This window comes from Streptomyces sp. NPDC087844 (genome assembly GCF_044742785.1).
Lineage (GTDB): Bacteria > Actinomycetota > Actinomycetes > Streptomycetales > Streptomycetaceae > Streptomyces.
In genome coordinates, this window is sequence record NZ_JBIUVD010000029.1 from 83783 (window position 1) to 110050 (window position 26268).

General features: G+C 70.1%; 29 protein-coding genes. 10 read left to right on the forward strand and 19 right to left on the reverse strand.

Going from position 1 to position 26268, the window contains the following annotated elements; translation table 11 throughout:
- Positions 1-12 precede the first annotated feature (12 nt).
- From ACIOKD_RS37670 to ACIOKD_RS37685, 4 genes are all read right to left on the reverse strand, one after another.
- Complete coding sequence (locus tag ACIOKD_RS37670; protein ID WP_402092648.1) at positions 13-315, reverse strand: hypothetical protein; 303 nt, start codon at positions 313-315, stop codon at positions 13-15.
- A gap of 5 nt (positions 316-320) precedes the next feature.
- Positions 321-1790: a hypothetical protein gene (locus ACIOKD_RS37675; protein WP_402092650.1), complete on the reverse strand. Its 1470-nt coding sequence runs from the start codon at positions 1788-1790 to the stop codon at positions 321-323.
- A 134-nt stretch (positions 1791-1924) separates the two neighbouring features.
- Complete coding sequence (locus tag ACIOKD_RS37680; RefSeq protein ID WP_402092651.1) at positions 1925-2245, reverse strand: hypothetical protein; 321 nt, start codon at positions 2243-2245, stop codon at positions 1925-1927.
- Entirely contained in the window at positions 2175-2453 is a 279-nt protein-coding gene (locus ACIOKD_RS37685; protein WP_402092696.1) for a transposase family protein, read from the reverse strand. Before ACIOKD_RS37685 ends, ACIOKD_RS37680 begins: the two co-directional genes overlap by 71 nt.
- Before the next feature lie 256 nt (positions 2454-2709).
- Here ACIOKD_RS37685 and ACIOKD_RS37690 point away from each other — a divergent pair, with 256 nt between their 5' ends.
- Positions 2710-3006 (forward strand): hypothetical protein, encoded by a 297-nt coding sequence (locus ACIOKD_RS37690; RefSeq protein WP_402092653.1) that lies wholly within the window; start codon positions 2710-2712, stop codon positions 3004-3006.
- Here ACIOKD_RS37690 and ACIOKD_RS37695 read toward each other — a convergent pair.
- From ACIOKD_RS37695 to ACIOKD_RS37715, 5 genes are all read right to left on the reverse strand, one after another.
- Positions 2999-3775 carry a hypothetical protein gene (locus tag ACIOKD_RS37695; protein WP_402092654.1) on the reverse strand — a complete coding sequence of 259 codons (777 nt, stop codon included), beginning with the start codon at positions 3773-3775 and terminating at the stop codon, positions 2999-3001. The two genes, ACIOKD_RS37690 and ACIOKD_RS37695, sit on opposite strands and share 8 nt — an antisense overlap.
- Entirely contained in the window at positions 3775-4521 is a 747-nt protein-coding gene (locus tag ACIOKD_RS37700) for an AAA family ATPase (protein ID WP_402092697.1), read from the reverse strand. The genes ACIOKD_RS37695 and ACIOKD_RS37700 overlap by 1 nt, the downstream gene beginning before the upstream one ends.
- The gene (locus ACIOKD_RS37705; protein WP_402092655.1) at positions 4518-4817 is read right to left on the reverse strand and encodes a hypothetical protein; all 300 of its coding nucleotides are present in this window, start codon (positions 4815-4817) and stop codon (positions 4518-4520) included. The genes ACIOKD_RS37700 and ACIOKD_RS37705 overlap by 4 nt, the downstream gene beginning before the upstream one ends.
- Positions 4818-5026: 209 nt before the next feature.
- Complete coding sequence (locus ACIOKD_RS37710; protein WP_402092656.1) at positions 5027-6916, reverse strand: Mu transposase C-terminal domain-containing protein; 1890 nt, start codon at positions 6914-6916, stop codon at positions 5027-5029.
- A complete protein-coding gene (locus ACIOKD_RS37715) occupies positions 6882-7583 on the reverse strand; it encodes a TnsA-like heteromeric transposase endonuclease subunit (protein WP_402092657.1) in 702 nt (233 codons plus the stop codon). The genes ACIOKD_RS37710 and ACIOKD_RS37715 overlap by 35 nt, the downstream gene beginning before the upstream one ends.
- A gap of 344 nt (positions 7584-7927) precedes the next feature.
- Between ACIOKD_RS37715 and ACIOKD_RS37720 the strand changes: the two genes are divergently transcribed.
- The 3 genes from ACIOKD_RS37720 (at position 7928) to ACIOKD_RS37730 (ending at position 9744) form a co-directional block, all read left to right on the forward strand.
- Positions 7928-8551, forward strand: coding sequence for a helix-turn-helix domain-containing protein (locus ACIOKD_RS37720; protein WP_402092659.1), 624 nt, complete (start codon positions 7928-7930; stop codon positions 8549-8551).
- A 134-nt stretch (positions 8552-8685) separates the two neighbouring features.
- Entirely contained in the window at positions 8686-9282 is a 597-nt protein-coding gene (locus ACIOKD_RS37725; protein WP_402092660.1) for a hypothetical protein, read from the forward strand.
- Positions 9283-9405: 123 nt separating this feature from the next.
- On the forward strand, positions 9406-9744 hold the full coding sequence (locus ACIOKD_RS37730; RefSeq protein ID WP_402092662.1) for a DUF2516 family protein: 339 nt from the start codon (positions 9406-9408) through the stop codon (positions 9742-9744).
- A 350-nt stretch (positions 9745-10094) separates the two neighbouring features.
- On the opposite strand, the gene ACIOKD_RS37735 is transcribed toward ACIOKD_RS37730, so the two are convergent.
- The 3 genes from ACIOKD_RS37735 to ACIOKD_RS37745 all read right to left on the reverse strand — a co-directional run bounded on the left by ACIOKD_RS37735 (position 10095) and on the right by ACIOKD_RS37745 (position 14354).
- Positions 10095-11672 carry a PP2C family protein-serine/threonine phosphatase gene (locus ACIOKD_RS37735; protein WP_402092663.1) on the reverse strand — a complete coding sequence of 526 codons (1578 nt, stop codon included), beginning with the start codon at positions 11670-11672 and terminating at the stop codon, positions 10095-10097.
- A gap of 539 nt (positions 11673-12211) precedes the next feature.
- The gene (locus tag ACIOKD_RS37740) at positions 12212-13315 is read right to left on the reverse strand and encodes an NlpC/P60 family protein (protein ID WP_402092665.1); all 1104 of its coding nucleotides are present in this window, start codon (positions 13313-13315) and stop codon (positions 12212-12214) included.
- Between the two features lie 229 nt (positions 13316-13544).
- Entirely contained in the window at positions 13545-14354 is an 810-nt protein-coding gene (locus tag ACIOKD_RS37745; RefSeq protein WP_402092667.1) for a class I SAM-dependent methyltransferase, read from the reverse strand.
- Positions 14355-14527: 173 nt separating this feature from the next.
- On the opposite strand from ACIOKD_RS37745, the gene ACIOKD_RS37750 reads away from it, so the two are divergent.
- From ACIOKD_RS37750 to ACIOKD_RS37760, 3 genes are all read left to right on the forward strand, one after another.
- Complete coding sequence (locus ACIOKD_RS37750) at positions 14528-14731, forward strand: hypothetical protein (RefSeq protein WP_402092668.1); 204 nt, start codon at positions 14528-14530, stop codon at positions 14729-14731.
- A 119-nt stretch (positions 14732-14850) separates the two neighbouring features.
- Positions 14851-16188, forward strand: coding sequence for a D-inositol-3-phosphate glycosyltransferase (gene mshA / locus ACIOKD_RS37755; protein ID WP_402092669.1), 1338 nt, complete (start codon positions 14851-14853; stop codon positions 16186-16188).
- Positions 16181-16696 carry a YbjN domain-containing protein gene (locus ACIOKD_RS37760; RefSeq protein WP_402092671.1) on the forward strand — a complete coding sequence of 172 codons (516 nt, stop codon included), beginning with the start codon at positions 16181-16183 and terminating at the stop codon, positions 16694-16696. Before mshA ends, ACIOKD_RS37760 begins: the two co-directional genes overlap by 8 nt.
- A 223-nt stretch (positions 16697-16919) precedes the next feature.
- Here the strand turns inward: ACIOKD_RS37760 and ACIOKD_RS37765 are convergent, their stop codons facing one another.
- Positions 16920-17717, reverse strand: a complete 798-nt coding sequence (locus ACIOKD_RS37765; RefSeq protein WP_402092673.1) for an AraC family transcriptional regulator — start codon at positions 17715-17717, stop codon at positions 16920-16922.
- Between the two features lie 49 nt (positions 17718-17766).
- On the opposite strand from ACIOKD_RS37765, the gene ACIOKD_RS37770 reads away from it, so the two are divergent.
- Positions 17767-18321: a DUF2000 family protein gene (locus ACIOKD_RS37770; RefSeq protein ID WP_402092674.1), complete on the forward strand. Its 555-nt coding sequence runs from the start codon at positions 17767-17769 to the stop codon at positions 18319-18321.
- A gap of 23 nt (positions 18322-18344) precedes the next feature.
- On the opposite strand, the gene ACIOKD_RS37775 is transcribed toward ACIOKD_RS37770, so the two are convergent.
- Positions 18345-19688 carry an MDR family MFS transporter gene (locus tag ACIOKD_RS37775; protein ID WP_402092676.1) on the reverse strand — a complete coding sequence of 448 codons (1344 nt, stop codon included), beginning with the start codon at positions 19686-19688 and terminating at the stop codon, positions 18345-18347.
- 215 nt (positions 19689-19903) lie between these two features.
- On the opposite strand from ACIOKD_RS37775, the gene ACIOKD_RS37780 reads away from it, so the two are divergent.
- Entirely contained in the window at positions 19904-20665 is a 762-nt protein-coding gene (locus ACIOKD_RS37780) for a phosphoglyceromutase (protein ID WP_402092678.1), read from the forward strand.
- Between the two features lie 258 nt (positions 20666-20923).
- Here ACIOKD_RS37780 and ACIOKD_RS37785 read toward each other — a convergent pair whose 3' ends face one another.
- The 4 genes from ACIOKD_RS37785 to ACIOKD_RS37800 all read right to left on the reverse strand — a co-directional run bounded on the left by ACIOKD_RS37785 (position 20924) and on the right by ACIOKD_RS37800 (position 23448).
- Positions 20924-21439, reverse strand: coding sequence for a hypothetical protein (locus ACIOKD_RS37785; protein WP_402092679.1), 516 nt, complete (start codon positions 21437-21439; stop codon positions 20924-20926).
- A gap of 320 nt (positions 21440-21759) precedes the next feature.
- Entirely contained in the window at positions 21760-22257 is a 498-nt protein-coding gene (locus ACIOKD_RS37790) for a hypothetical protein (RefSeq protein ID WP_402092681.1), read from the reverse strand.
- Between the two features lie 56 nt (positions 22258-22313).
- Entirely contained in the window at positions 22314-22847 is a 534-nt protein-coding gene (locus ACIOKD_RS37795) for an ATP-binding protein (RefSeq protein ID WP_402092682.1), read from the reverse strand.
- 10 nt (positions 22848-22857) lie between these two features.
- Positions 22858-23448, reverse strand: coding sequence for an HAD domain-containing protein (locus ACIOKD_RS37800; protein ID WP_402092683.1), 591 nt, complete (start codon positions 23446-23448; stop codon positions 22858-22860).
- Between the two features lie 205 nt (positions 23449-23653).
- On the opposite strand from ACIOKD_RS37800, the gene ACIOKD_RS37805 reads away from it, so the two are divergent.
- Positions 23654-25687: a cell wall-binding repeat-containing protein gene (locus tag ACIOKD_RS37805; protein WP_402092684.1), complete on the forward strand. Its 2034-nt coding sequence runs from the start codon at positions 23654-23656 to the stop codon at positions 25685-25687.
- A gap of 328 nt (positions 25688-26015) precedes the next feature.
- On the opposite strand, the gene ACIOKD_RS37810 is transcribed toward ACIOKD_RS37805, so the two are convergent.
- On the reverse strand, positions 26016-26168 hold the full coding sequence (locus tag ACIOKD_RS37810; RefSeq protein ID WP_402092685.1) for a hypothetical protein: 153 nt from the start codon (positions 26166-26168) through the stop codon (positions 26016-26018).
- Between the last annotated feature and the right edge of the window lie 100 nt (positions 26169-26268).

Sequence of the window (26268 nt, forward strand, 5' to 3'; positions counted from 1 at the left end):
TCCTGCCCGGGCTCACAGGAAGGACCGTGCGGGCTGGAGCGAGTTACCAAAGATCACGTTCGACGAGGCATCCTCGGACCGGATGGACCGGACCGGGTGGGGCGCCGCAGAGGGCGTCATCCTCCTGGTATGCAGGGCGTCGAAAACCTTGGCCAGGAGCTGGCTGTTCTCCCGGGCCAGCAGGGAACCTGGTTCGCCGGTGCGGTATCCCAACTGGGCGGGTTTCTTGACGGTCTGGGTGTGGCGCCATTCGGACAGCAAACCAAGGGCGCGGAGCCGGTAGGCCAGGGCCGGCGCCCCGTCGGCCAGAACCATTGCGTTCATGGTGCCGCCCCATGGTGTTCCGCGACCGCGGCCCGAGCCGCGACGCCGTTGGAAACCGGCACCACGACGGTGGTCACCGGGCGCATGATGCCCAGACGGGCAGTAACCTCGACCGGCTCGCAGAGCTGGAGCACCAGTGCGTCCGCGGCCCGGCCCGGCACGCGGAAGCTCGCTTCAGAGGGCGCGGCCTCGGACGAGAGGGCGATCTCAACGCCGGTCACGGTCTCAAGCGGGATGTAGACGCCTTGGTGGGTGCCCCAGCGCAGGGCGATCCGTCCCGCGCTGACCGTGTGCGGGCGCACCCGTCCAGCGAGGGCGAAGGCGGCAGCCCCGTACTCCAGAAGGATGCCGCCGACGAGGGTGAGCGCGTTCGCTCCGACCCCGACCACCAGCGACACGCCTCCGGCTGCCAGCAGAACCGCCACGACGGCGGGCAGCACGCCGATGCCGACCCTCCCCAGCCGGGTCTCGCCCGGGCCGGCCTGGGTGCGGAACGTGGCGGCACGGGCGAGGATGCCCCACACGGACAGCTCATGGCGGACCATCTCGGCCATGGGCGGCGGGAGGAGGGAGAAGAACGCCTCGCCGAGGGCTGCGCGCCGTCCTCGTCCCGTCCTGCGCAGCTTGCGGTACTGGCTGACGAGCGCCGCGCCGAAGACCAGCCCCAGAAGGGCCAGGGTGCCCTCGGTCACCACGAGGATGCCCGCTGCGACACGCCAGTCCAACAGGCCGGTCGCCACCAGCAGGATCTCGACCACCAGCACAATGAGGCCGACCCACCGCAGCCGACGCAGCCAGGTGGGCACCAGGGCGGCAGACGTGGGCGTGGACGTCACCGGGGCCGGAGACTTCGGAGCCCCCTCGACCGTCTTGCCAGTCAGGGCGTCACGCACCACCTGCGAGGCGTCAGCGGGGTTCAGGGCGTGGAAGTGGATCTCCTCCACCGTTCCAACGGCCTTGCCTGCCTCGACACGGACGGGCTCGCGCAGTTTCAGCACCACGTTGCTGGTGGACATGACCGGAACTGACAGCACACAGTCCTTGATCGCAGCCGTCCGCTGCTGGTCGGAGAAGGTGCGCCGGGCGGTCACCTCGCGGATGAGGCCCAACGGGACACACACGTGGAAGGAGGCTCCATACGACACGGTGAGCGTGCCGTCGGAGACGCGGTGCGGAAAGACGCTCAGCGCAACCGCGAAACCGACCATTGAGTAGGCTGCGGCAAGTCCTACGGCCAGAGCAAGGAGCCGACTCCACGGAGCGGACAGCATCAGGTCGACCAGGACGATCTCCAGCACCGACAGGAAAAGGATCACGCCGACACCGACGGCACCCCTCTCCTGGCTGGGGATCTCCACGCCCTCCGTGCGCTTACGCAGCGCTTGCCACGGAGCCCGGAGAGCCGCGCCTAAGCTCACGCCCCCGCCACTGATCACGTTGCCCGTGATCACGTTCGCGTCGCCCATAGTGTTTCCTTCCGTCGGGGCCGTGTCACAGCCCGGCACGCCGTGGAGATCTCCACCAAGTCCCGCAAGGCCTCCTCGGGACCCTCCGACAGGAAGGCGCAGGGATTGAGCACGACTTCGTCGATACCTGCGGCTCAGTACTCGCTCACGGCCGCAGCTATGTCACTGCATGTACCAACCAGTACCACGCCGTGATCGACGAGCTCCTCGGCGATGTCCGTATCGTTTCCGTCGAGACGCACCCCCGCCTTGGACAGGGTCCGCCGGTAGTGGGGACCACTCAGGTGGTTGCGCGTCGCTCGCAGCACGGCGTCCCCCACATCACGGCCGGGGCGGCGCACGAGAACGTGGACGACGCCGACCACGCGAGAGCCGTAGGCGGCGTCAACGGCTACGCCAAGGACTCCCTCCACGAACGCCTCGAAGACGCCGGCACCCGCCGCATCGCTGCCCAAACCCTCCTGCTCGTATCCGGCGCCCGGCCGCACTGCGCAGCCTCCCGGTCAGCCGGGCGCCGGCCGGGATCTGAGGGATCTGCTCGGTGAACGACTTGCGAGGGCAGGGCGGCTCACGGCAGAACCAGCGCCGCTTGTGCCACAGGAACTCCAACTCGCGTTCGCCGTACGGGAGATCCCTGGGCCGGGTGGTCGCGGAGCCTTTCACCCGGGACGCGAAGACCCCGCAGGCCGGGCAGGCCCGGGCCGAGGCATCCGCCGTGGCCAGGGAGACCCGGCGCCCACCGTCCTCGCACCGTTCGACCCGTATGACGGACACCCCGTCGAGGTCGAGCAGCAACGTCGTATCGTTGACCGAGCCCGTGGCTCCCCAGTGATCCTTCTGCGTAGAGAACAGAAATGATCACCCAGGGCCACGGGCGTCCTGCATGCAGGGCCGACAACCACCCCACCCATCACCGACCGTGACGGACAGTCAGCGCACACCCGAAGCACCGCTCAAGTTCGAAGACCCCTCGGAGTCCTTCACCGTCGTGTGGGAGACCGTCAAAAACACCCACGTTCCGGAGCGGCTGCTCTCCCGGGTCGGCGCCCAAGACGAGTTCTGGTCCTTCGTGCCCATTCCCATCGGTCAGTTGTCCACGCCGATCCTCGCCGCGGTGTTCGGGACAGCGACGACCGCCGTCACCGGCGGGGTTGCTGCGGTGGCGATGCTGGTGCCATTGCTGGTGCCCTCGCTTCGGCGGATCGAGATCAAGTGACGGCGGCGTCCGGATGATCCCCCACACGCATGAAGCTCTGAGGCGCCATGCGCCGGATTGAGCGAGACGGTTCAGATTCGTCTGGCTCGGTCGGGGTGAGGCATTTGGCGACTGCCTCCACCAGGACGCCGAGTCCTTGGCGTAACCACGGGATCGTGATGCCGCGAGGGTGGCGTTCCAGGGGAAAGACCTGTGTGAACTCGGTCTGGGTTTCGCCGGTGATGTGTGCGATCCGGCGCTCAAGTTGTTCGAGCTGGTCCAGAAGAAGCTGAGCCTGCACGATTTCGGGAGCTTGTGACAGGTCAAGCTGCTGGGATTCGTTCACGTGTCCGTAGCTCAGCCAGCGCCGATGACGGATGCAGACGTTGTCGTGGAACCCTCGAATGTAGACCTGGATGGTCTGGCCGTTACTGCCGGAGGGCCAGGCACAGAGGTCGCAGGCGGCCCGGTGGTTGACGACGAAGATCTCGGGTGGCGGGACGATGTCGGGAGCGTGGCGCCGCAATTCCGGTAGTGCCCAGAGCAGGGTAGTGCGGGACTGGCCGCTGATGAGTTCCAGTCGTTCGAGCTCGTTGAGCGGGCACTGGAGCCGGCGTGAGGGATTGCGCATGGTGCGGAACTCGGTCTGGTTCGCGGCAGCGAGGCGCCGACGGTAGGAGTCGAGTGTCTCGTTCGCGAACGGAGTGACCGTATGTGGCAGCGGACGGAGAAGGACTGGAGTGAACGGCAGTGAGGTGACGGGAGCAGGACCTCGCTGTCGGCCGGTCATCAGGCTGTCCTGCCGCGTCGGGCTTCGCCCAGGAAGGCCCTCTCACTGGCGTGGTCGACGTGGATGGTGTCGAGCTGACGGCGGGTGATGCGTTCGCTGCCGTCGAGGATGGCGGAGATCGCGGCGGCCCGGACCAGGTGGGAGAGGCTTCCGATCATGCCTCCGGTGCGCTGGTGGAGGTAGGGGTGCAGCCCGGCGAGGGTGTCGGCCGTGTGGTGGTGGAGCTGGAGGGTGGCCTCCATCGTCGCCACCAGAGCCTCCCATTCGGAGTTGAGCGGGAAGGGGCCGGTGTGCAGGAGCGTGCAGCGGCCGGCGATCTGGTCGCCGCGGATGCCGGTGAACAGTCCGGAGTGCTCGACGTCGATGCCCGCATGGATGAAGGTCGCGGGCAGGTGTTCTGTGAAGTACTTGAGGTGGTCGGACAGTTCTTCGCCCGCGGTGGTGGCCAGGTTCATCAGGTGGATCTTGTCGACCAGGACCAGGTCGGTGCGGGCCTCGATGAGGACCTGGCAGACGGCGCTGGTGATGTCGACGGTGTTGTGCCGGGGCGAGATCGCCGGCAGTCCGAGGAACCGGGCGAACTCGATGGCGAGTTTGCGGGGAGATCCTTTGGGCGGGGCGGTGACGTAGACGACCGGGACCCGTCTGCTGTCCGGGTAGCGCTGCCGGGTTCGCAGTTCGTGCAGCCTGCCGAGCTGCCGCAGGGCGGTGGTCTTGCCTGTGGTCCGCTCGCCCGAGATGATCAGGCCCCGCCGGGCGCCGTGTTCCCGGCGGTGAGCAGGGTCAGCAGTCTGCCCTGGTGAGCGACTTCGTTGACCGTGGAAGTCCGCACGACTTGCAGTTCCGAGTGGTAGTCGATGCGCCGCTCGTTGTAGGAGTTGCGGACCTGGTCGCCCATCACCTCCCAGCTTCGGGCGGAGGCGAGTTGGAAGGTGGCCGAGTCCCTGTCGACGAAGTGCCGCCAGCCGGCCAGTGTCGTGGGTGGGTCGATGCGTTCCTCGTCGGTGGGTGTGATGTCGTCGGCGGAGGGGTTCACCACCATCGTTTCGCCTCCTCGCGGGCGTCGAAGATGCCCAGCGGCACGACCTCGGCCAACTCCTCGGTTTCCTCGGCCTGTTCGGAGGCGTGAGCCGTTTCGTCCGGCGGCTCCTCGGGGCCGGGCGGTTCGGGCCGGGGCCAGGCTGCGGCGCTGGTGGCCCGGGTGCGGGCGGCGGCCTTGCGGTCGCGCCGCTCTTCCGCTCGGTACCTCCCCTATTGCCGCCGGGCGGGGCGGTCGTCGGGTCCGTCGGTCGCCCGGTCCAGCAGTTCGGACGCGGCGCGGGCGACTGCTTCCTCGTCCGGTCTGCGTCCGCGTTCGGCCAGAACCTGGTGGGCCCGGTCGAAGATCAGCTCGCCCACGGGGACGGGGGAGGTGCGCAGATGGCGCCAGGTCGCGGTGATCCAGCCCGTTCCTCGGTGATCGCGTACCCAGACGCGGGAGATGTCGGAGGGGTCGTAATGGACCACCCAGAGCCTGCCGTCCGGCCTGGCCCCGGAGGGCTGGCGCCGGTAGGGGCCGAGGGCTCGGGCATCGTAGGTGCGGTTGTTGATCCGCACCCCGCCAGGTCCGATGACCCGCCGCTCGCGGGGCATGAGCTGGATGTACTCCTCCTGCGCCAGGGCGACCGGCACGTACCCTGCCGCCGAGACCAGCGCGGCGTACTTCTCGTTCGGGCTCAGCGGACGGTCCGGCATCAGCGGGTCCCGTAGACCGTCGTGCGGTCTCGTCCGCCAGACGGCGACGGCCCATTCCTGCGAGAGTTCCTGGAGTTCGTGGATGGACCAGGCCGCTTGCGCGGCAGGGTCCTTGCCGCGCATCTCGGCGCTGCGGCCGGTGTAACCGGCAACGTACTGGGCGAACATCGTCGAGACCGAGCCCAGCGTCCGCTCGATGTGTGGTTTGTCGGTCGGGGTGTCGGGGTGCGCGGGCTGGAACGAGATCCCCAAGTGCCGGCAGGCGTTGCGGAAGTTGTCCGAGATATACGCCTTCCCCCGGTCACTCACCACCATCTCGGGGACGATCACCGGCTTCGCGGCGGCCTTTGCCAGCCGCTCGTCCAGCGGCAGCAGCGAGGCGTAGGGCAGCACCGACCGGGACATGCGCAGCGCGTCCGACCAGCCGGGCCGGACCGGTTCCGGTGTCATCGCCCGTGCCAGCAGCAGCGCGGCGTCGACCGCCTTTGTCGACGGCCGCAGCACCACTGCCGCCAGCGTCCTGGTCGCCAGGTCCACCAGCCCGGTCAGTTCGCAGCGGTCCACCGTCCCGTCGTCGTGGACGACCAGCACGTCCAGCGGCGTGGAGTCGATCTCCATCACCTCGCCCGGCCGTGCTGCCGCGAGCTGTCCGAACATCCGCTTGGGCTGTTTGCCCAGCGAGCGGCGGGTGCGGGCCGAGCCCAGCAGATGCCGTCCCGTCGAGACAGCCTGAAGCAGCCGGTAGAACGCGGCCCGCGACGGCATCGCCACCGTTCCGGCGCCGTGCTCGTCCGCCAGCAGGCGTTCGACCTGGCGCCGCAGCACCTGCGCGGACACAGTCGCCTCATCAGTCCGGCCGTCCACGACCTTCTCGATCGCCGCCACCACCCGCGGATCGGCCCTGCCCGTCCCCGTGACGGGCCTGACCAGGCGTTGGTCCACCAGCCCCGCGACCCCCTCGCACTCGAAACGGGTGCGCAGCCTCTGCAAGGTGCTCAGGGCCACCTCCTCGCCGGCCTCCCGCAGCTCGGCGAGTTTGGCCAGCTCCCGCTGGCGCACCGAGCGCACTTCCGGGTCGTACTCGGCCTTCACCGGCTTGCCGGGATCAGCATCCGGCCGGCCGGTCATCAGCTCGGTCAAGTGCCGCTGCCACCACCGGACCCGCTCCACTTCCTCCTCGGGGAGTCCTTCCAGTACCCCTTCCTCCGGCAGCGGCGGACGGGACGGGCCCGTGCCGAGCACGGCAAATCCCTCGGAGGCCAGCAGGTGACCCAGCAGCACCACGCTCGCGGCCTGGGCATCGTCGACCAGCCGCACCGCCGTTCCGTGCAACGCGACGACGCTGTGCTCGCGCCCTTCGTAGCGGACCCGGTCACCCAGCGACAGAAGCCGCGGACGCGTCGGCATCGCTCCCCACCTCCCCCGTAGCCGCAGGCGCCAGTCGCACCACCGTCGCCGCCGACAACCGCTCGCCGACCAGATCCACGGCCAGCTCCCGGCACCACAGCAGATGGAAGAGCACCGGCAGTACGGCGATCGGATCTCCGACCGTCCGGGCCCCCGCGAGCAGGCCCTGATGCTGGGCAAACACTCCTCGCAGACGATCCGCCACCGGCCCACGCCGCACCCTCGGATGCCGGTAACCCGACAGCCAGCGCAAATTCGCCGCCAGTACCGGACCGAGCACCCCGACCCGCTCGTAATCCCAGCCGACCCGAGCGCAGGCCACCGCCGTGGCCGCGAACTTCGCCGCGTCCTCCGGCTCGACCAGCTCATCCGGACGCACATCCAGCACCACGACCCTGCCGTCCCGGCGGCGCACGAAGTAATCCGGCGTGTGGCTGACCCGCCGACTCCGGCCGTCACACCGCCACGACAACCGAAACGGCTGCGAGACCAACCCGCACACCTCCGGCTCGGCATCCAGCCGCATCAGGTGGCTCAGCTCCACCCACGACTCGTAACCCACCAAATCCGCGCTGGTCGCAGCCCAGCACCAGCCCGAGAAATTCGCTGCCCCCGGTACGACGGGAAAACACGCACCTGCCCAGCCGACTCGAACCGGACCGGCCACATCACCTCAAGCGGCCCACCACACAGTTCACCCCCGGCATCGACGTACTCCAGCCAGAAGGCCTCCGCCTCCACCAGCCACCCCCAACTCGGTGCGCTGAACGGCTCCAACAACCGTAGAGAGCGGAGGAGGCCACTGCCTCAGGTTGACCGAGACACCGCACCAGATGCCCGAGATTGAGCGAGACGTGCAACCAGATGCCTCACGACGACCGAGACTGCCTCAGCTGCACAGAGACAGGACAACGCGGCACGGGGCGGCGACCCGGAGGCGCTGGAGTGGCGTAGCGCACTTTTGCAAGCGTGTGCTTGCAATAGTTAGCGCGGGTGGTGCAGGGTAGGGGCATGGCATCGCTCAACGTCGGCAATCTTGGTGAGTATCTGCGGGACCAGCGGCGCAACGCGCAGCTGAGTCTGCGGCAGCTCGCTGAGGCCGCCGGGGTGTCCAATCCGTATCTGAGTCAGATCGAGCGCGGGCTGCGCAAGCCGAGCGCGGAGGTGTTGCAGCAGGTCGCCAAGGCCCTGCGGATCTCCGCCGAGACGTTGTACGTCCGTGCCGGGATCCTCGACGCCGAGCGCGACCGGGACGAGGTGGAGACGCGTGCGGTCCTCCTCGCCGACCCGACGCTCACCGAGCGGCAGAAGCAGGTGCTGCTCCAGATATACGAGTCCTTCCGCAAGGAGAACGGGTTCGAGATCAAGGCGGTCGAGGACGTCCTGGACGCGGAAGGCGCGCCGGACACGTCAGGCATGCCGAATGTGCCGGACCTGGCAGATGTGCCGGACCTGGCGAATGTGCCGGACGCGTCATCCGTCACGTGCGTAACGGATGGCGACGACCCCGTCGTCGACAGGGTCCGCACGGCCGACGGCAGCGATGACGCACAGCACGACCCGCGTCACCCGCACGACCAGCAAGACCCGCACGACCAGCAAGACCCGCACGACCAGCGGTCCTCCGCGAGCTGACCGGCCCGGCACCACGACCGGGTGCGGAATGTTCCGGCCCGATCCCGTTCGGACGGGCCGGCCTGCCACGGAGTACCGCCCGACAGACCACACCCTCACGCTCCACGCCTAGCGATTCCGGGAGGACCATCACCATGGCCATCACCGACGACCTGCGCAAGACCCTCAGCGACCCGACCCCCCTCTACTTCGCCGCCGGTACGGCCGATCTGGCCATGCAGCAGGCCAAGAAGGTGCCGGGGCTCGTCGAGCAGCTGCGTGCCGAGGCGCCGGCCCGTATCGACGCCGTACGGGGCATCGACCCGAACGCCGTCCAGGAGAAGGCCACCGCCCGCGCCAAGGAGGCGCAGGAGACCCTGCAGGCCAGGGTGAACGGCTTCATCAGCAACCTGGACACCGATCTGAAGAAGATCGGTGAAACGGCTCAGGACTTCGCCCTGCGCAGTGTCGGCGTCGCCGCCGAGTACGCCGTGAAGGCACGCGAGACGTACGAGAAGGTCGCCGAGCACGGCGAGCAGACCGTGAAGACCTGGCGGGGCGACGCGGCCGAGGAGATCGAGGAGCTGGCCATCGCCGTCGAGCCGCACCCCGAGCCCGCCGAGGGCACGATCGTGACGCCCGCCGAGGCCAAGACCGGTCCCGCCCCTGCCAAGAAGGCCCCGGTGAAGAAGGCCCCGGCCGCCCGCAGGACCACCGCCACGGCCAAGAAGTCGACGCCGCCCGCGAAGTAGGACGCGGACCGCGACCGTAACGAGAACGGGTCGGGCACTCCGGGCACTATCGGAGTTTCCGGCCCGTTCTGCGGGTACGGTGACCGCGTAGGGACGACGGACTCGACACGGGTGGTGGGCAAAGTGCTCTTGACGGCATTCGGTGGCCTCATGTGGCTGCTCTACACCGCCATGCTGGTGCTCGCGGCGGTGGCGCTGGTCATGGCCGGGCTCGCCCGCGACGACGCCTACCGCGCCGCGAACAAGCAGACCAAGATGTTCTGGCTGGTCCTGCTCGGTCTCGCGGTGGTCGTGAACCTGCTGGTGCCGATGCTCTTCCTGCAGATCGCGTTCCTTGTCGCCACGATCGTCTTCTTCGTGGACGTCCGACCTGCTCTCCAGCAGGTCTCGGGCGGTGGCAGGGGCGGCCGGGGCGGCAGCAGCAGCGACGGTCCGTACGGGCCGTACAACGGCGGCCGCTGAGCCGCCAACGGGACCGGCGTGTACTGCGGGTCCGGGTCCCGTGCGGGTCGGGTGGGGGTTGCTCGCGCGGTTCCCCGCGCCCCTCAAGGCGGGGCTGCGCCGCAGCTTTCTGTCTTTAGGAGCGCGTCTTTAGGGGCGCGGGAAACTGCGTTACCAGCCGCAGCGGACCCGCACGCTCCAAGCCCTCCCCCCGGCAGCCCCTGTAGCCCCTGTAGCTCCCGCGAGAGCCTCCGCAAGCCCTGAGGCTCCGAATTACGTCGGCCGCGAGAGCTCGCGAGAGCTTTTGAGCAGGAGCAGCTGCGGAGCTGAGCAAGTGCAGTTGCCGGGCCGGCCGGAAGCGGGAACGGCCTCTACGCCACGCGATCCAGCAGCAGGACCGCCACGTCGTCCGTCAGCTCTCCGCCGTTGAGGTCCCGTACCTCGTTCACGGCGGCCCGCAGCAGATCCTCGCCACGCAGGCCCTGTGCCAGCTGGCGGCGGACCATGTCCACCATCCCGTCCTGGCCGAGCCGCTCCCTGCCCTCGCCGGTGCGGCCCTCGATCAGGCCGTCCGTGTACAGCATCAGGCTCCACTCGCCGCCCAGCTCCACCTGCTGGCGCGGCCACCGGGCGTTCGGCAGCAGACCGAGCGCGGGGCCGCCGTTCTCGTACGGCAGCAACTCGGCGACGGGAGGTGCCTGGGCACCCTCGATCCCGTGCGTCCCGTGCATCCCGTGTGTCCCGTACGTGCTGTCGGTCCCGTCGATTCCGTCGGTGCCGACCAGGGCCCGGGAGCGGGCCGGGCGCGAGATCAGCGGCGCGGGATGGCCCGCCAGGCACAGACCCGCGCGGCGGCCGTCCGGCGCGATGTCCACCGTGCAGAGCGTCGCGAAGATCTCGTCGCTGTCGCGCTCGTGCTCCAGGACCTGCTGGAGCGTCGACAGCAGCCGGTCGCCGCACAGGCCCGCCAGGGTCAGCGCGCGCCAGGCGATCCGCAGCTCCACACCGAGCGCGGCCTCGTCGGGGCCATGGCCGCAGACGTCGCCGATCATGGCGTGGACGGTGCCGTCGGGGGTACGGACCGTGTCGTAGAAGTCTCCGCCGAGCAGTGCGCGCGAGCGGCCGGGCCGGTAGCGCGCGGCGAAGCGCAGCGAGGAGCCCTCCAGGAGCGGTGTGGGCAGCAGACCGCGCTCAAGCCGCGCGTTCTCCTGCGCGCGCAGCCTGGACTCGGTCAGCCGTCGCTCGGCCCGGTCGGAACGTTTGCGCTCCACCGCGTAGCGGACCGCGCGGCTCAGCAGCCGGCTGTCCAGCTCGTCGCGGAAGAGATAGTCCTGGGCACCGGCGCGTACGGCTTCCGCGCCGCGCTCGGTGTCCTCGGCCGGGGTGAGCGCGAGGACGGCGTGCTGGGGCGCGAGCCGCAGTACGTGCCTGAGCGTGGCCAGCTCGTCGTCCGGCTGCGGCTCCGGCCCCGCCGCCCCCTCGGACGTGGTGGCGGGGCCGGGCGTCCGCAGCGCGAGGTCGAGCAGGATGCACTGGACGTCGTCGGTGAGCAGCCGCTCGGCCTCGGTGAGGTTGCGGGCGGTACGGACCCGGATCTGCTTGCCGGCCGCGTCCCGCAGTTCGGGCACGGTCAGTGCGCCGGCCGGATCGTCCTCGATCACGAGCAGCGTCAGCGGGGCGGTGCCGTTGGCGGCGGTGCCGTGGTGGGTACTGCCGTGGTGGGCACTGCCGTGGTGGCCGCCGCCGGTGTGGGCTGTGCGGCCGGTGTCGTCGGTCTCGCTGTGGGAGGCGTCGCCTGAGGTGCCGTGCCTCGTCGAGGACGGCTCCTGGCCGGACAGGGCGCCGGGTGCGGGCGCGGCCTCTGCCGGTCCGCCGGATGGAGACGCGGCGTGAGCCTGTCCACCTTCCACGGCGGGGATCGCTCTCTGCCGCGGTACGGGTACGGGCATCGTCTTGGGTTCCTTCCCTCCCCCCGAGGGCACGGCGGGTCGAGGGATCTCGATCCACCGACGGGGACCATAGCGTCAGGCGCCGTCACATAGGAATGGCGGCAGCCCACGCGCATGGAAAACGGCCGCCGTCATATGCCGCATCCTGTACCGCAATTGGGCAGGATGCGCGCTTGTACGGGATGACGTACATCACGCCCCACCGGTTTACCGCCGGCCCTGAACGTGCCGCGTATCACGTGCGGCAGGTCACTGCGCATGCTCCCTGCGGCTGCTCCCTGCGGCAGGTCGCTGCGGCGATGGCAGCGCCGACGGGGGCGCCGACGGGGGCGCGGCGACGCCGGGCAGGGCTTGAGCGGCGTCGTCAGCGAGAGTCCGGCCCCTTCGGGAACGGGCGCCGCGCAGAAGCGGCAAACGTTGCCAGCGGCGCACGTTGCTCCACGGGACATCGGGCGTACCGAAGTGGCGTACGGCGTATCCGCGGTCGGGCGGCGCGCCAGGCGGGACGCGCGCCCCGGTCGGGCCTCACCGGTCGGGCCTCACCGGCCGGGGCGGACCACTCCGAGTATCGGCATCGAGCCCGCCCCCGCGATCGTCACCGTACGGCCGGGGCGCGGTGCGTGGACCATCGCGCCGTCGCCGATGTACATCGCGACATGGCTGGCGTCGGAGTTGTAGATGATGAGGTCGCCGGGGCGCATGGCCTCGACGGCGACGCGGTCGAGCTGCTTCCACTGCTCCTGCGAGGTGCGGGGGATGGCCTGTCCGGCGGCGGCCCACGCCTGTGAGGTGAGTCCGGAGCAGTCATACGTCTTCGGCCCCTCGGCGCCCCACTCGTACGGCTTGCCGATCTGTGCCGTCGCGTACCGCACGGCCTTCTTGCCCTGCGCGGAGGCCTTGCCGCTGATCTCGTCCAGGATGCCGGAGTCCAGCCAGGTCGTCTGCGCCTTGTACGCGGCCTGCTGCTCCAGCTTCGCCAGGCGCTCCTTCTCGTCCTTCTCCAGTTGCGACTCAAGCTTCTCGGCGGCGGCGATCTGCTTCTTGACCTTCTTCTTGGCCTTGGCCTTCGCCTCGCGGTTGGCTTCAAGCCTGGTCCACTGGGCCGCCGCGTCGCGCGCGTACTGCTCCAGGTCCTCCTGGGTGCGGCGCATTTCGGCGAGCAGGCCCTTGGTCGCCTGTGCGCCCTGACGGATCCGGCCCGCGCCGTCCAGGAAGGCCTGCGGATCGTCGCTGAGCATCAGATGGGCCTCGTCCGGCAGCCCGCCGACGCGATACTGGGCACGGGCGGCGGCGCCCACGCGCTTCTTCAGCTCGACCAGCCGGGCCTTGCCCTCGACGATCTCGCGGGCGAGCCCGACGATCTGCGTGGACTGCTTCTCGGTCCGCTCCTCGGCGAGGTTGTACGCGTCCGTGGCGACCGCCGCGTCGTGGTACAGCCCTTCCAGCTTCACGCGGACCGCTTCAAGGTCCGCGGTGCTCACGGGTGTTGAACTCGGGTCCGGGCTCGGGGCGGGCGTCCGGGTCGGTGCCGGACTGGGCGTCGGCGTCGGGGCCGCGTAGGCCACCCCCGGCGCGGCCAGTATGACTGCCGCGCAGGCCAGGGCCATGGCCGTAGTGGTCACGCTCCGCACACCGGTCCCCATGAACCGACCCCCAAACTGATTTACCGTCAGTAACTTAGGAACGCCCCGGGGATCGTGCCATGTCGGCGCGGAATATGACAGAGGCGGGCAAGAACTCCCGCTTCCCTTCAGCCCTTTCCCTACCCCTCCCCCTCACTGTCCACTCGGTGGTGATGCCCTTCGCGTTCCCCGCCAATGTGACGAACGACTCACCGAGATCGTTCCCGCCACGTCAGAAGGCTGTCGGGGGCTACGCGCCCGGTGCCAACGCCTCCCACCGCACGGTCACTTCGCCCTGCCGCCACCGCGCCACGCCGTCCACGACCGGCCAGTCGGCCGCCAGATCGCGGACCGCCCGGATCCAACGCTGCCGGGCGCCGTACGAGGCGTACGGGGCGGCCGAGGCCCACGCGCGGTCGAAGTCGCACAGAAAGGCGTGCACCGGCTCACCCGGGACATTGCGGTGGATGAGGGCCTTGGGGAGGCGTTCGGCCAGGTCGGACGGGCGGTCCAGGGAGCCGAGGCGGGTGGCGAACGTGACGGTCCGCGGACCCTCGGGGCCGAGCGCGATCCACACGTGGCGACGGCCGATCTCGTCACACGTGCCCTCGACAAGGAGCCCGCCCCGCGAGCCGGCGCCCGCCGGTGCCAGGCGTGCGCACAGCCGGGCCCACACCGCGGCGACCTCGGCCTCCTCGTACTGTCGCAGGACGTTCGCCGCGCGGATCAGCGCCGGCCGTACGGGCAGCGGGATCTCGAAGCCGCCGTGCCGGAACCGGAGGCCGTCGCGTTCGTACGGTCTCGCGGCGGCGACCCGGGCCGGGTCGATCTCGACGCCCACCACGCGCGTGCGTGGAGCGGCGGTACGGAGGCGCTGGAGCAGCTCGACCGCGGTCCAGGGGGCCGCGCCGTACCCGAGGTCGACCGCCACGGGGTCGTCGGCGCGGCGCAGTTCGGCGCCGTGGGTGGCCGCGATCCAGCGGTCCATGCGGCGGAGGCGGTTCGGGTTGGTGGTGCCGCGCGTCACCGTCCCCACGGGTTTCGCTGCGCGGGCTTTCATGGGGTCAAGGGTAAGTGGCGCCCTTCGGGGAACTCGGGGTCGGTGTGGACGTCCGGGGGCTGCCGCCCCCGGGCCCCCGCTGTCGGCCTGCGGCCTCGTCCTCAAACGCCGGACGGGCTGGAATGTGCGGCACACCGGACGGGCCGGAATCCGGGAACCGCTGGACGACCGATATGCGTGAGCCGTCCGGCGGGCTGCAGTGCGCGGCGCGCTGGGCGGGCTGGAACGTGCGGCACACCGGACGGCCGAAATATGCAGCCGCCGGACGGGCTGAAATCCGCGAGCCGCCCGGCTGGCTGGAACGCGCGGCCGGTGCCGACCCCGGCGTGCCGTGGTGCGCCTGCACGCAGAAGCGTCTCGAACGGTTGAGCGACTGACGGCAATGATTCGGTAAAGAGGAAATGGCGCGGAGTCTCCCGGCGTTCAGGACTTGAAGGGCGTTCCACGCCCCGCCGCAGGCATGCCCGCAGCACGTCCGTAGAAGGAGGAACGCCACGTGAGCCAGTACGTGAGCAGGCTCGGGCGCCGCTCGCCGGCGGCCTCGACGAGGCTTCGCCTGCACCGCAGGCCACGCCGCGTGGCGATGCTCTCCGTGCACACCTCACCACTGCACCAGCCGGGCACGGGCGACGCGGGCGGCATGAACGTCTACATCGTGGAGCTGGCCCAGCGCCTCGCCGCGATCAACATCGAAGTCGAGATCTTCACGCGCGCGACCACCGGCGCCCTGCCGCCCAAGGTGGAGCTGGCACCGGGCGTCCTGGTCCGGCACGTCGACGCCGGCCCCTACGAAGGCCTCGCCAAGGAGGACCTGCCCGCCCAGCTGTGCGCCTTCACGCACGGGGTGATGCAGGCCTGGGCCGGCCACCGCCCCGGGTACTACGACCTCGTCCACTCGCACTACTGGCTCTCCGGGCATGTCGGCTGGCTGGCCGCCGAGCGCTGGGGCGCCCCCCTCGTGCACGCGATGCACACCATGGCGAAGGTCAAGAACGCCGCCCTGGCCGACGACGACACCCCCGAGCCCGCCGCCCGCGTCATCGGCGAGACCCAGATCGTCCGTGCCGCCGACCGGCTCATCGCCAACACTGCGGAAGAGGCCGACGAGCTCGTACGGCACTACGAGGCCGAGCAGGGCAAGGTCGCGGTCGTCCACCCGGGCGTGAACCTCGACCGTTTCCGCCCGGCCGACGGACGCGCCGCCGCCCGCGCGCGGCTCGGGCTCCCGCAGGACGCCCTCATACCGCTCTTCGCGGGCCGCATCCAGCCCCTGAAGGCGCCCGACGTGCTGCTGCGCGCGGTCGCCGTCCTCCTGGAGGAGCGCCCCGACCTGCGCTCGAACATCGTCGTTCCGGTGGTGGGCGGCCCGAGCGGCAGCGGTCTCGCCAAGCCCGAGGGGCTGCAGAAACTCGCCGCCCGGCTGGGCATCGCCGACGTGGTGTGCTTCCGGCCGCCGGTCGGCCAGGAGCAGCTCGCCGACTGGTTCCGGGCCGCGTCCGTCCTGGTGATGCCCTCCTACAGCGAGTCGTTCGGGCTCGTCGCCATAGAGGCGCAGGCGGCCGGCACCCCGGTGCTCGCCGCCGCGGTGGGCGGTCTGCCGGTCGCGGTCCGCCACAAGGAGACGGGCTTCCTGGTGTCCGGGCACGATCCCGTCGACTACGCGCGCGTGCTGCGCGATTTCGCCGACAACCCGGCGCTCCCGGACCGGATGGGCGCGGCAGCCGCCTGGCACGCGCAGTCCTTCGGCTGGGACACGGCGGCGGCGGCCACGGCCGACGTCTACACGGCGGCGATGAACGAACACCGCCGTCACGTACGCTCCCACCATGGCTGACACCATGGCTGACCTGGAGCGGGCGGCGGCGACCATCGAGGAGTTTCTCCAGGGCGCCGAACTGGAGTGGGAGAGCCCGTCGAAGCCCGGCCACTTCGTGGTCACGCTCCCCGGCACCCGGAAGCTGTCGACAACCGTCTCGCTGATCGTCGGCAGACACTCCCTCTCGCTGAACGCCTTCGTCATCCGGCACCCGGACGAGAACGAGGGCGCGGTGCACCGCTGGCTCCTGGAGCGCAACCTCAAGCTCTACGGCGTGGGGTACGCCGTCGACCCGCTCGGTGACATCTATGTGGCGGGCAAGCTGCCGCTGGCCGCGGTCACCGCCGGCGAGGTCGACCGGCTGCTCGGTTCGGTCCTGGAGGCCGCCGACGGCAGTTTCAACACCCTCCTGGAGCTGGGTTTCGCGTCCGCGATCCGCAAGGAGTACGCCTGGCGGGTGTCGCGGGGCGAGTCCACGCGCAACCTGGACGCGTTCAGCCACCTGACTCAGCGTCCGACCGACTGAGCCGGTGGCCCGTACGACGACGTACCCGACGACGTACCCGACGTACCCGACTTCACCGGGCCGCTGCACTCCCGTCTGGAGCTGTACGGGACGACGGACGCGCTACCCCCCGGAACCTGTACGACCCTCAGCGCGACTCTGAGCGCGCGACCCTCAGCGCGTGACTTTCAGTACATGACTTTCAGTACGTGACCTTCAGTACGTGACCTTCAGTACGTGACCTTCAGCGCGAGCTGTCGCGGTAGCGGCCGGGTGCTACTCCGACGAGCCGTTTGAAGTGGCGGTTGAGATGCGACTGGTCGTAGAAGCCGGTCTCCGCGGCCACCTCGCCGGGTGCGCGACCCGCAAGCAGCAGCCGACGGGCGTGCTCCACCCGGCGTGACATCAGGTACTGGTGCGGAGGTATCCCGTAGGCGCCGCTGAACGCCCGCACCAGGTGGGCGGGGTGCGCGTGCACGAGACCGGCGGCCTCCTGGAGGGTGATGCCCTGGAGGAGGCGTTCGTCGAGCAGTTCGCGGAGCCGGTGCGCGAGCGGGTGGTCGGCGTCCCGGCCGTCCTTGACGAGCGCGGGCCGCAGATGGCCGCGCAGCCGCTCGCCGATCAGGGTCAGTCTGCTCTCCGCCTCCAGCTCGTCACCGGGGTGGGCGAGAGCCGTGTGCAGCTGCCCGACCCGCTGGCGCAGTACGGGGTCGAGAAAGTCGGGGGTGTCCACGGCCGGTCCGATGTACGTCTCGTCGAGGCGGCTGAGGTCCAGGTACAGGACACGCTTGCGGAAGCCGTCCGCGGTGATCGGCGAACCGTTGTGCGGCACGTGCGGCGGAAGCAGCGAGACCGTGCCGTCCGGGGTGCCGTGCTCGTGCCGGTCGAGGTCGTAGCGCACCGCGCCCGCGTCGACGAGCAGCAGCGTCCACGCGTCGTGCACGTGCATCGGATACGCGTACTCCGTGAAGTGGGCGTGGAAGACCTCCACGACACCCGGCACGCTGGGGCGCCAGGCGGAGACCTCACGCCGGACCACCATGCAAACAACGTACAAGACGGGAACGTACGCGGCTCGGCAGTCTCGGTGCATGAGCAGCACGAGCAACATGAGCAGCACGAGCAGCACGAGCAGCACGAGCAGCACGAGCGGCGAGACCTTTGAGAACGCCCCCGCCCTGGCCCCCGCCCTGGCCCCCGCCCTGGCCCCCGCCCCGGCCTCCGCCCCGGCCCCCGTCCGTTTCGACACCAAGATCGCTGTCCTGCTGCGCGAGGACCTGGAGCCGTGGCAGCGGCTGAACGTGACCGCGTTCCTGGTCAGCGGTCTGGGCCCGGCGGTCCCCGAGGTGGTCGGGGAGCCGTACGAGGACGCCGACGGTGTCGGTTACCTGCCGATGTTCCGCCAGCCGGTGCTGGTCTTCGAGGGTACGAAGGAGACGCTGAAGGCGGCCCACGGCAAGGCCCTGTCCCGCGCCCTGCCCCGCGCGCTGTTCACCGCGGACCTGTTCACCACGGGCAACGACCGCGACAACCGGGCGGCGGTACGGGCCGTACCGACCGCGGACCTCGACCTGGTCGGCCTCGCGGTGTACGGCCCTCGCAACGCGGTGGACAAGGTGGTGAAGGGGGCGCGGATGCACCACTGAGGTGAACGGGATGCCGCAGGCCGCTATGGAGTGCTGACCCCGGGCTTCTCGGTAGCGGACCGGGGCTGGGGCAGCGACTGGGGCAAGGGCTGGGGCAGGGGCTGGGGGTCGGTCAGGGGCTTGGGCTTGGGCTGTTCGGCGGTGGGCTCGGCGGTGGGCTCCTCGTCCGGGAGCTTGCGCATGAGCAGCCCGTACCCCAGTCCGGCCACCGTGCCGACGGCCGCGCACACGCCCCACAGCCACGTCGCCCCGAAGCGGTCGATGACGACACCGGCCATCAGGGGCGCGACGAGGGCGGCGACGGACCAGGACATCGTGTACATGCCCTGGTACCGGCCGCGGCCCTGGGCGGGGGAGAGGCGGACGACGAGGCCGGTCTGGGTGGGCGCGTTGACGATCTCGGCGAGGGTCCAGACGCAGACCGTGAGCGCGAAGACGCCGACCGAGCCCGCGAAGGCGGTGAGCCCGAACCCGTACCCGGCGAGGAGCGACGACACGACGAGGAGTCGCTTCGGGTCCCGGTGCTGGATGAAACGGGTGACCGGGAGCTGCAGTACGACGATGAGGACGCCGTTGACCGCGATCACCAGGCCGTAGTCGGCGGGCGTGAACCCGGCCGCGCCCATCGCCACCGGCAGGCCCACGAACCCCTGCTGGAAGATGAGCGCGACGAGGAAGGACAGCCCGACGACGCTCATGAAACGCCCGTCGCGCAGAACCGTCCCAAGACCGATCTCGGGCTCGCCGGCTGTTCTGGCGGTCGGTGCGGGCCGCGACTCGGGCAGCTTCACGAAGACGACGACCGCGCAGGCCATCGTCATCCCGGCCTCGATGAGGAAGCCGGCGCGGTAACTGACCTCCGCGATGAACCCGGCCGCCGTGGACGAGACGGCGAAGCCCAGGTTGATCGCCCAGTAGTTGAGCGAGAAGGCCCGCACCCGGTCCTCGGGCCTGACGATGTCGCCGAGCATCGCCTGCACGGCGGGCCGGGAGGCGTTGCTGGCCATGCCGACGAGGAAGGCGACGGCCGCGATGGACACCGGATCGTGCACGAAGCCGAGCAGCGCGACGGAGACGGCGGTGGACGACTGGGCGATGAGGAGCGTGGGCCGCCGCCCGAGCCGGTCCGTCATCACGCCCGCGCCGAGCGAGGAGATCACCCCGCCGAGCCCGTGGAGCGAGGCGACGAGTCCGGCGTACGAGGCGGAGTAGCCGCGGTCGAGCGTGAGGTACAGGGCCATGAAGGTGGCGACGAAGGCGCCGAGCCGGTTGACGAGCGTGCTGATCCACAGCCACCAGAACTCACGGGGGAGCCCGGAGAGGGTCTCGCGGGCGGCACGTCTCACGCTCAGGGAGGCGAACGGCATCAGGGACCCCCAGGTCTGATGAGCGCTTCTGACGAGCGCGGCACATGTAAGTGGTGCATATAGCGAGCACAAGTTACGAGGCCGGGTCGGGCGGAGGCCACTCAATTAACAGAAGTCGTCAAGTGTCGGGGGAGCGGGCGGGGGAGGCGGCCGACGGGTGTCCGGGTTCCGGGCGGGCGAGCGGCCGATCGGGGGCTTCGATTACGCTCGGGGCCATGGCCGACGCACCGTACAAGCTGATCCTCCTCCGCCACGGCGAGAGCGAATGGAACGCGAAGAACCTGTTCACCGGCTGGGTGGACGTCAACCTGACGGAGAAGGGCGAGAAGGAGGCAGTCCGCGGCGGTGAGCTGCTGAAGGACGCCGGCCTGCTCCCCGACGTGCTGCACACCTCGCTCCAGAGGCGAGCCATCCGCACGGCCCAGCTCTCCCTGGAGTCCGCGGACCGCCACTGGATCCCGGTCCACCGCAGCTGGCGCCTGAACGAACGCCACTACGGCGCGCTGCAGGGCAAGGACAAGGCGCAGACCCTCGCGGAGTTCGGCGAGGAGCAGTTCATGCTGTGGCGCCGCTCGTACGACACGCCGCCGCCCCCGCTTGAGGACGGCACGGAGTTCTCGCAGTCGGACGACCCGCGCTACGCGACGATCCCGCCGGAGCTGCGCCCGCGCACGGAGTGCCTCAAGGACGTCGTCGTCCGCATGCTCCCGTACTGGTACGACGGCATCGTCCCGGACCTCCTGGCCGGCCGCACGGTCCTGGTCGCCGCCCACGGCAACTCCCTCCGAGCCCTCGTCAAGCACCTCGACGGCGTCTCGGACGAGGACATCGCGGGCCTGAACATCCCGACGGGCATCCCGCTCGCGTACGAACTGGACGCATCCTTCAAGCCGGTGAACCCGGGCGGCACCTACCTGGACCCGGCTGCCGCGGCGGCGGCGATCGAGGCTGTGAAGAACCAGGGCAAGAAGAAGTAGCCTTCGTGATCATGCCTCCCACCTGCGCATACGGCGCGGATGGGAGGCATTTTCATGCTGCGGACCCTCTCCGGACCCTCTCCGGACCCTCTCCGGACCCTCTCCGGACCCTCTCCGGACCCTCTCCGGACCCTCTCCGGACCCTCTCTGGGCCCCAGCGCCTCGCCCCGGATCTCGCGTCCGGAGTCTGCGGCCGTCTGCCCTCGCCAGAGAGAGCGACAGCGACCGGGCGTCCCTCGTCGCTTTCAGCCGTGGCTGTCAGGGGTTGCGGAGCCTCCATAGCCGGGACTGCGCTCGGGCTTGTGACGGCGGCATCTTGCACACCAGGTGGTAGAGGTTCTCGAAGTACTCTTGCCAGCGGTTCGGGTCCGGAAGAGCGTTTTGCGCCCGCTTGGCACGCTCAACCCGCACCAGCGGCTCCATGCGTTCCCACACCGAGATCACTGATCCACCCAGGTAGCCCGAGACGGGTTCGATATCGACCACACCGTGTGTGACCAGAGCGCCCAAGTTGTCGTAGAACCATGCCAGTTCACGTATCAGGTTCCGCTCCGCCTCCGGCAGTCCCTCCATTCCGGTGGACAGATCCCATTCGGGCAGTTGCTCGAACACGACCTCCCGGGCCCGGGCCAGGCGCATGCTGCGATGCTCACGGAAGAGATCCACCAGAACCGGCAGCGTGTTCGTGTGTTCCGCCAGCCGCAACTGCCGCACCGACACGAGGCCGGACACGCCCAGCGCCATCACCGACACCATCAATGCCGCGATCTCCACGATGCCCCCGATCCCCATCGTTTGCCGTTCCGTTCCCCGACCGCGAGGGGAGCAACCTCGCTCCCTGGTCGAGCGAAAGGAATGCTCGGTGATCGTCCGCGAAGTCGAAGTCGAAGTCGAAGTCGAAGTCGAAGCTGAACTCGCGCTCGATGCGCGTGGACTCGGCGCCCGTCAGCCCCGGCTCGAACTCGTCCCCTGACCGGGCACGACATCGACGTCCCGGCACTGGCGGCGGGGCGAGGCATCGGCCGTACCGAGACCACGGATGACTGGCGGGACTGGTTAGCCGTCCTCAGGGACAGCGCAGGAGGCACGGGCGGTCAGCGGCGTCTGCGGTCCCTGTACCGCCGGGCCGCCCAGCCTCCGATGATCATGGCCCCGGCCAGGACCGCACTCCGGAGCCAGCTGTACGGCGGGTCCCGCAGCTGTCCGGCGAGCCACACGCACACCATGAAGACCGCCCAGTGGCTGATCCACAGCAAGCCTTCGAGCCACACGGGCGGTTCGTCGCTCGCGATGAGGGGAGGGGGCCACCGGAAACCCCCGTTGCGCTCGTAGTGCGCCTGGCGCCGGCGCTCGAAGCGGCACGCGAGCCAGGTGAGCAGCCCGGCCACCAGCCCCAGGACCACTGCCTGCAGCATGCGACGCGGATCGTCGAAGCCGGACAGGACAAAGGTGAACAGCAGTCCTTGCAGGACGCCGTGCACCACTCCCGAACCCACCGGATGCCGCGCGATGAACACCTGCACCCGCGGCGGTGGTTCGGCCCCGCCGGTGCGCCGGTCGAAACGCAGGAACGCCTGCCGGAGTCTCTCCACCGACCGTTCCACCACCTGTTCGCCTCTCTCGCACACACCCTGACGGGCATGCCTCTTTACGGAAAGCTGACAGCTTCCGCGATCTGCCCGGCGGCCTCCGCAGGTGTGAGGTGTGTCGTGTCGACGACCTCCGCCTCCGCGTGCAGCCACGTGCGGGCCGCCTCCGCGTAGGGCTCAAGGTATCGGAGGCGGAACGGGGAGTCGGGGCCGAGAACGGTGTCGCCCGCGATGCGCCCGCGCAGGGTGTCCTGGTCGGCGTGGAGCACGAAGTGCCGTACGGGAATGGCATGTTGGGCGAGGCCCGTGCTGATCTCGCGCCAGTACTGCTCCACCAGAACGGTCATCGGCATCACCAGAGTGCCGCCGGCGTAGTCCAGCACGCGGCGCGCGGTCTCGACCACGAGCGGTCGCCACGGCGGCCAGTGCTGGAAGTTGTCCGCCCCGGGCCCGGGCAGCCCAGGCGTGATGTCCATGAGCGTCTCGCCGACCTTCTCGGCGTCGAACACCCGCGCATCCGGGATCAGTCGCTGCACGAGTGCGCCGGTCGTCGTCTTGCCCGCGCCATGGGTGCCGTTGAGCCATACGATCATGACCTCAACGCTAGTGCCCGGCGGGCCGGTCACGCCTTCGGTGCGGCGGTACGGCCGTACGCGGCACGGCGGTACTGAGCCAGTCCGTGAGCACCGCGAAATCGTCGTCCACCAGGCCCCTGCCCGGGTCGACGCGGTGAAGCAACGACGGCTCCCGGTGCCGCGCGTCGACCCAGAGACGGTCCATGGCGCCGATCTCGTCGTCGACCCAGATGAACGGGCGGCGGCCGGCCCACTCGACGAGGCGTCGGGTCTTCCAGTGCAGACCGCGCGGACCCTCGTCGGCGGCCATGGACGAGGACGCGTCGGCGGACGCATCCGGCCACCTCACCACAGGCAGTACCGGCAGCCCGATCCGTGGAGCGACCACCTCATTCGCGTCGTCCAGCCAGGTCGAAGCCCACACCAGCTCGCACCCCAGCGCCAGCAGACGCGGTCCGATGCCGGGGTCGAGCCGCCCGAGCAGCGGGTTCCCCGGGACGGTGGAAGCAGGTGCATCAGGAGGCCCTCGAAGCCCACCGGTCGACGGGCCGAACGGGATGAGTGGTCCGTCGACGTCGAGGAAGAGGACGGGACGCCCAACCTCGTAACAGTCGTTCAAAACTGTTCCTTTCTGATCATGTATGCCGCTACAGTGACCCAGCTGTCGTGGAGAACGTGCAATGTCCGTTCCACGTCGGGGAGGCGAACGGCAGCCCTTTCAGCACTCCTTCAGGCACTCCTTTCAGCACTGCTCGAAACACTCCCGTCAGTACTCCTGCCAGCGCTTTTGGCAACGCAATCTTTCAGCATTCTTGTGGGGGCACATGAAGATTCACAGACGCCGCGTGCTCGCGGCACTGGGCACCGTCGTCGCCGTGGCCGCGGGCATGGCGACCGCCACGCCCGGCGCGGTCGCGGCGGAACCCGTCACCTGGCAGGCCGCCGACGGCAAGCTGACGTTCGTCAACGGCGCCCGTAACGTCATGCAGACGCAGGAACCCGGCAGCACCACCTACACCGACTTCCTCGCCGGCGCCCGCCAGCCGGCCTGGTCGCCCGACGGCAGCCGGGTCGCGTATGTGAAGAGCAACCGGGTCGAGACCCGCCGCTACACCGGCTCCACCCTGGTCAAGATCCAGGAGCAGGGCTCCATGAGCAGCGTCGGCCACCCGACGTTCCTGCGTTCGGGCAACACGGTCGTGTACTCCGGCGGCGGTCGCCTCCGGTACGCGTCCTCGGACGGCTCCCGCTACGCCCAGCCGCTGTTCTCCACCGCGGAGGACGGCTGCGACCGTCAGCCCAGCGCGTCCGTCAACGGCCTGGTCGCCTTCGTCCGCACCGGCGACACCTGCGGATCGCCGACCGGCTCGGCCATCTGGCTCTGGGAGGACACCAACGGCGGCTTCACGAAGCTGGCCGACTCGGGCACCAACCCCGCGATCTCGCCCGACGGCACCCAGGTCGCCTTCGTACGCGAGGCGGACGGCCAGAGCCGGCTCTTCGTCGTCAACGTCGACGGCACCGGGGAGCGCCAACTCACCTTCACCGACGCCGCGTACGCCCCGGCCTGGTCGCCCACCGGCACCCGGATCGTCGTCACCAACGGCACCGACGAGGACGTGGCCATCCCGCGCATCGTGGACGTCGCCACCGGTGAGGTCACCAAGGTGGCGCTGCCGCCGGGTACGTCGTCGGTCCTCGAACCGGCCTGGCAGCCGCTGCGCAGCCAGGGCGTGGGCAGGGTCTGGGGCGCCGACTCGTACGCCACGAACGTCGCCGCGTCCCGCTGGACCTGGAACACGACCGGCCAGAGCGAACCCGGCCTGATCGACGCGAAGACCGCCGTCCTCATCAGCAAGGACAGCCCGTCCTACGCCCTGACCGGGCAGACCCTCGCCGGCCAGAAGCAGGGCCCCCTGCTGATGACGTCGAAGACCTCGGTGTCGACCGCCGTGCAGAACGAGCTGAAGCGCTCGCTGAAGCCCGGCGCCACGGTCTACCTGGTGGGCGGCACGGACATCCTGTCCAGCGCGGTGGCGACCAAGGTCAGCTCGCTCGGCTTCACACCGAAGCGGCTGTCGGGCACCTCGCGCTACTCCACCTCCGTGGCGGTCGCGAAGGCGGTCACCGGCTCCCCGGAGTACGTGTTCATCGCCACCGGCACCGACTACCACTCGGCGATCGCGGCCTCCGCGGCGGCCGGAGCCCTCGGCGCGGGCGGCAAGGGCACGGTCGTCCTCAACGAGGGCAACACGCTCTCGTCGTCGGTGAAGTCGTACCTCAACTCGATCGACCCCGACCAGACCCTGGTCGTCCCGGTCGGCGCCTCGGCGAAGTACGCGCTCACGCACACGTCCTTCTCCAACTGGCCCGACACCTACTCGTACTACCCGATCAGCGGCAGCGGCCACGACGGTACGTCCGCCGAGCTGGCCCGGTTCTGGTGGAGCTCCCCGTACCAGGTGGGCCTGGCCTGGACGGACAGCTGGCGCGGCGGGGTCTCCGCGAGCACCGGCATGCTCCACTACGGCCCGGTCCTGTGGACCGACGAGACGACCCTGTCGGAGACGAGCGCCACCTACCTGCGTCAGCAGGCGGCCGGCGTCAACTCCGTCATCGCCTTCGGCGGAACCGGGTCGGTCTCCGCCGCCGAGCTGACCGCGGCGGGCTCCGCCATCAGCGCGGGCAGCTCGCTGGTGGAGTACCGGCCGTACTACAACGGTGTCATCCCGGCCGCCCAGCAGTCGGCGCGCTCGGCCGCACCCGGCGCCGCGAGCGACACCGCGCGAGGTGCGACCGGTGCCGCGGCCCCGCAGCCGAACCTGGACGCGGTCGCGGTACGGACCACGAACCGGTAGCCGACCGACGGCCGACGGCCGGTGACCGGTGACCGGTCGTCGGCGATCAACGTCCGCATACCGGCTACCGGCAACCGGCAACCTGCAAGGTTCACGAACGAACGGAAGGGCCCCGCACCTGAAGCGGGGCCCTTCCGCGTTTCCGCGTTCGCACGTCACGCCAAGACGTGCCGACCGCAGACGTGCCGACCGCACACGTGCCAGACGCGGACGTGTCGGACGCGGACGACGTGCAGGCCGCAGACGTGTCGGCCCCAGGACGTGCCAGCCGTACGCATCGGCCGCAGACGCGGCCGCGGACGCAGGCGCAGGCGCAGGCGCCTGCGCGTCAGCCGCACTGACAGGGATTGCCGGACTGGCACCCGCATCCGCAGCCCGAGCCGCAGCCGCAGGCGCCGAAGAGCGGCAGGCTCTTGATCTCGACGGGCTGCTGCGTCTCGCGTTCCTGGGTCGGGTCGGGCGTGGTGGGGTAATCGGCCATGGGTACTCCGTAAGTTGTTAGGCGGCCCGGGAGGGCCGGGTGTGGCTTATGGGTTCTTGCCTTCAGTGGCTTCGAAGGAGTGGCCGCCCGGCTCTCCGGG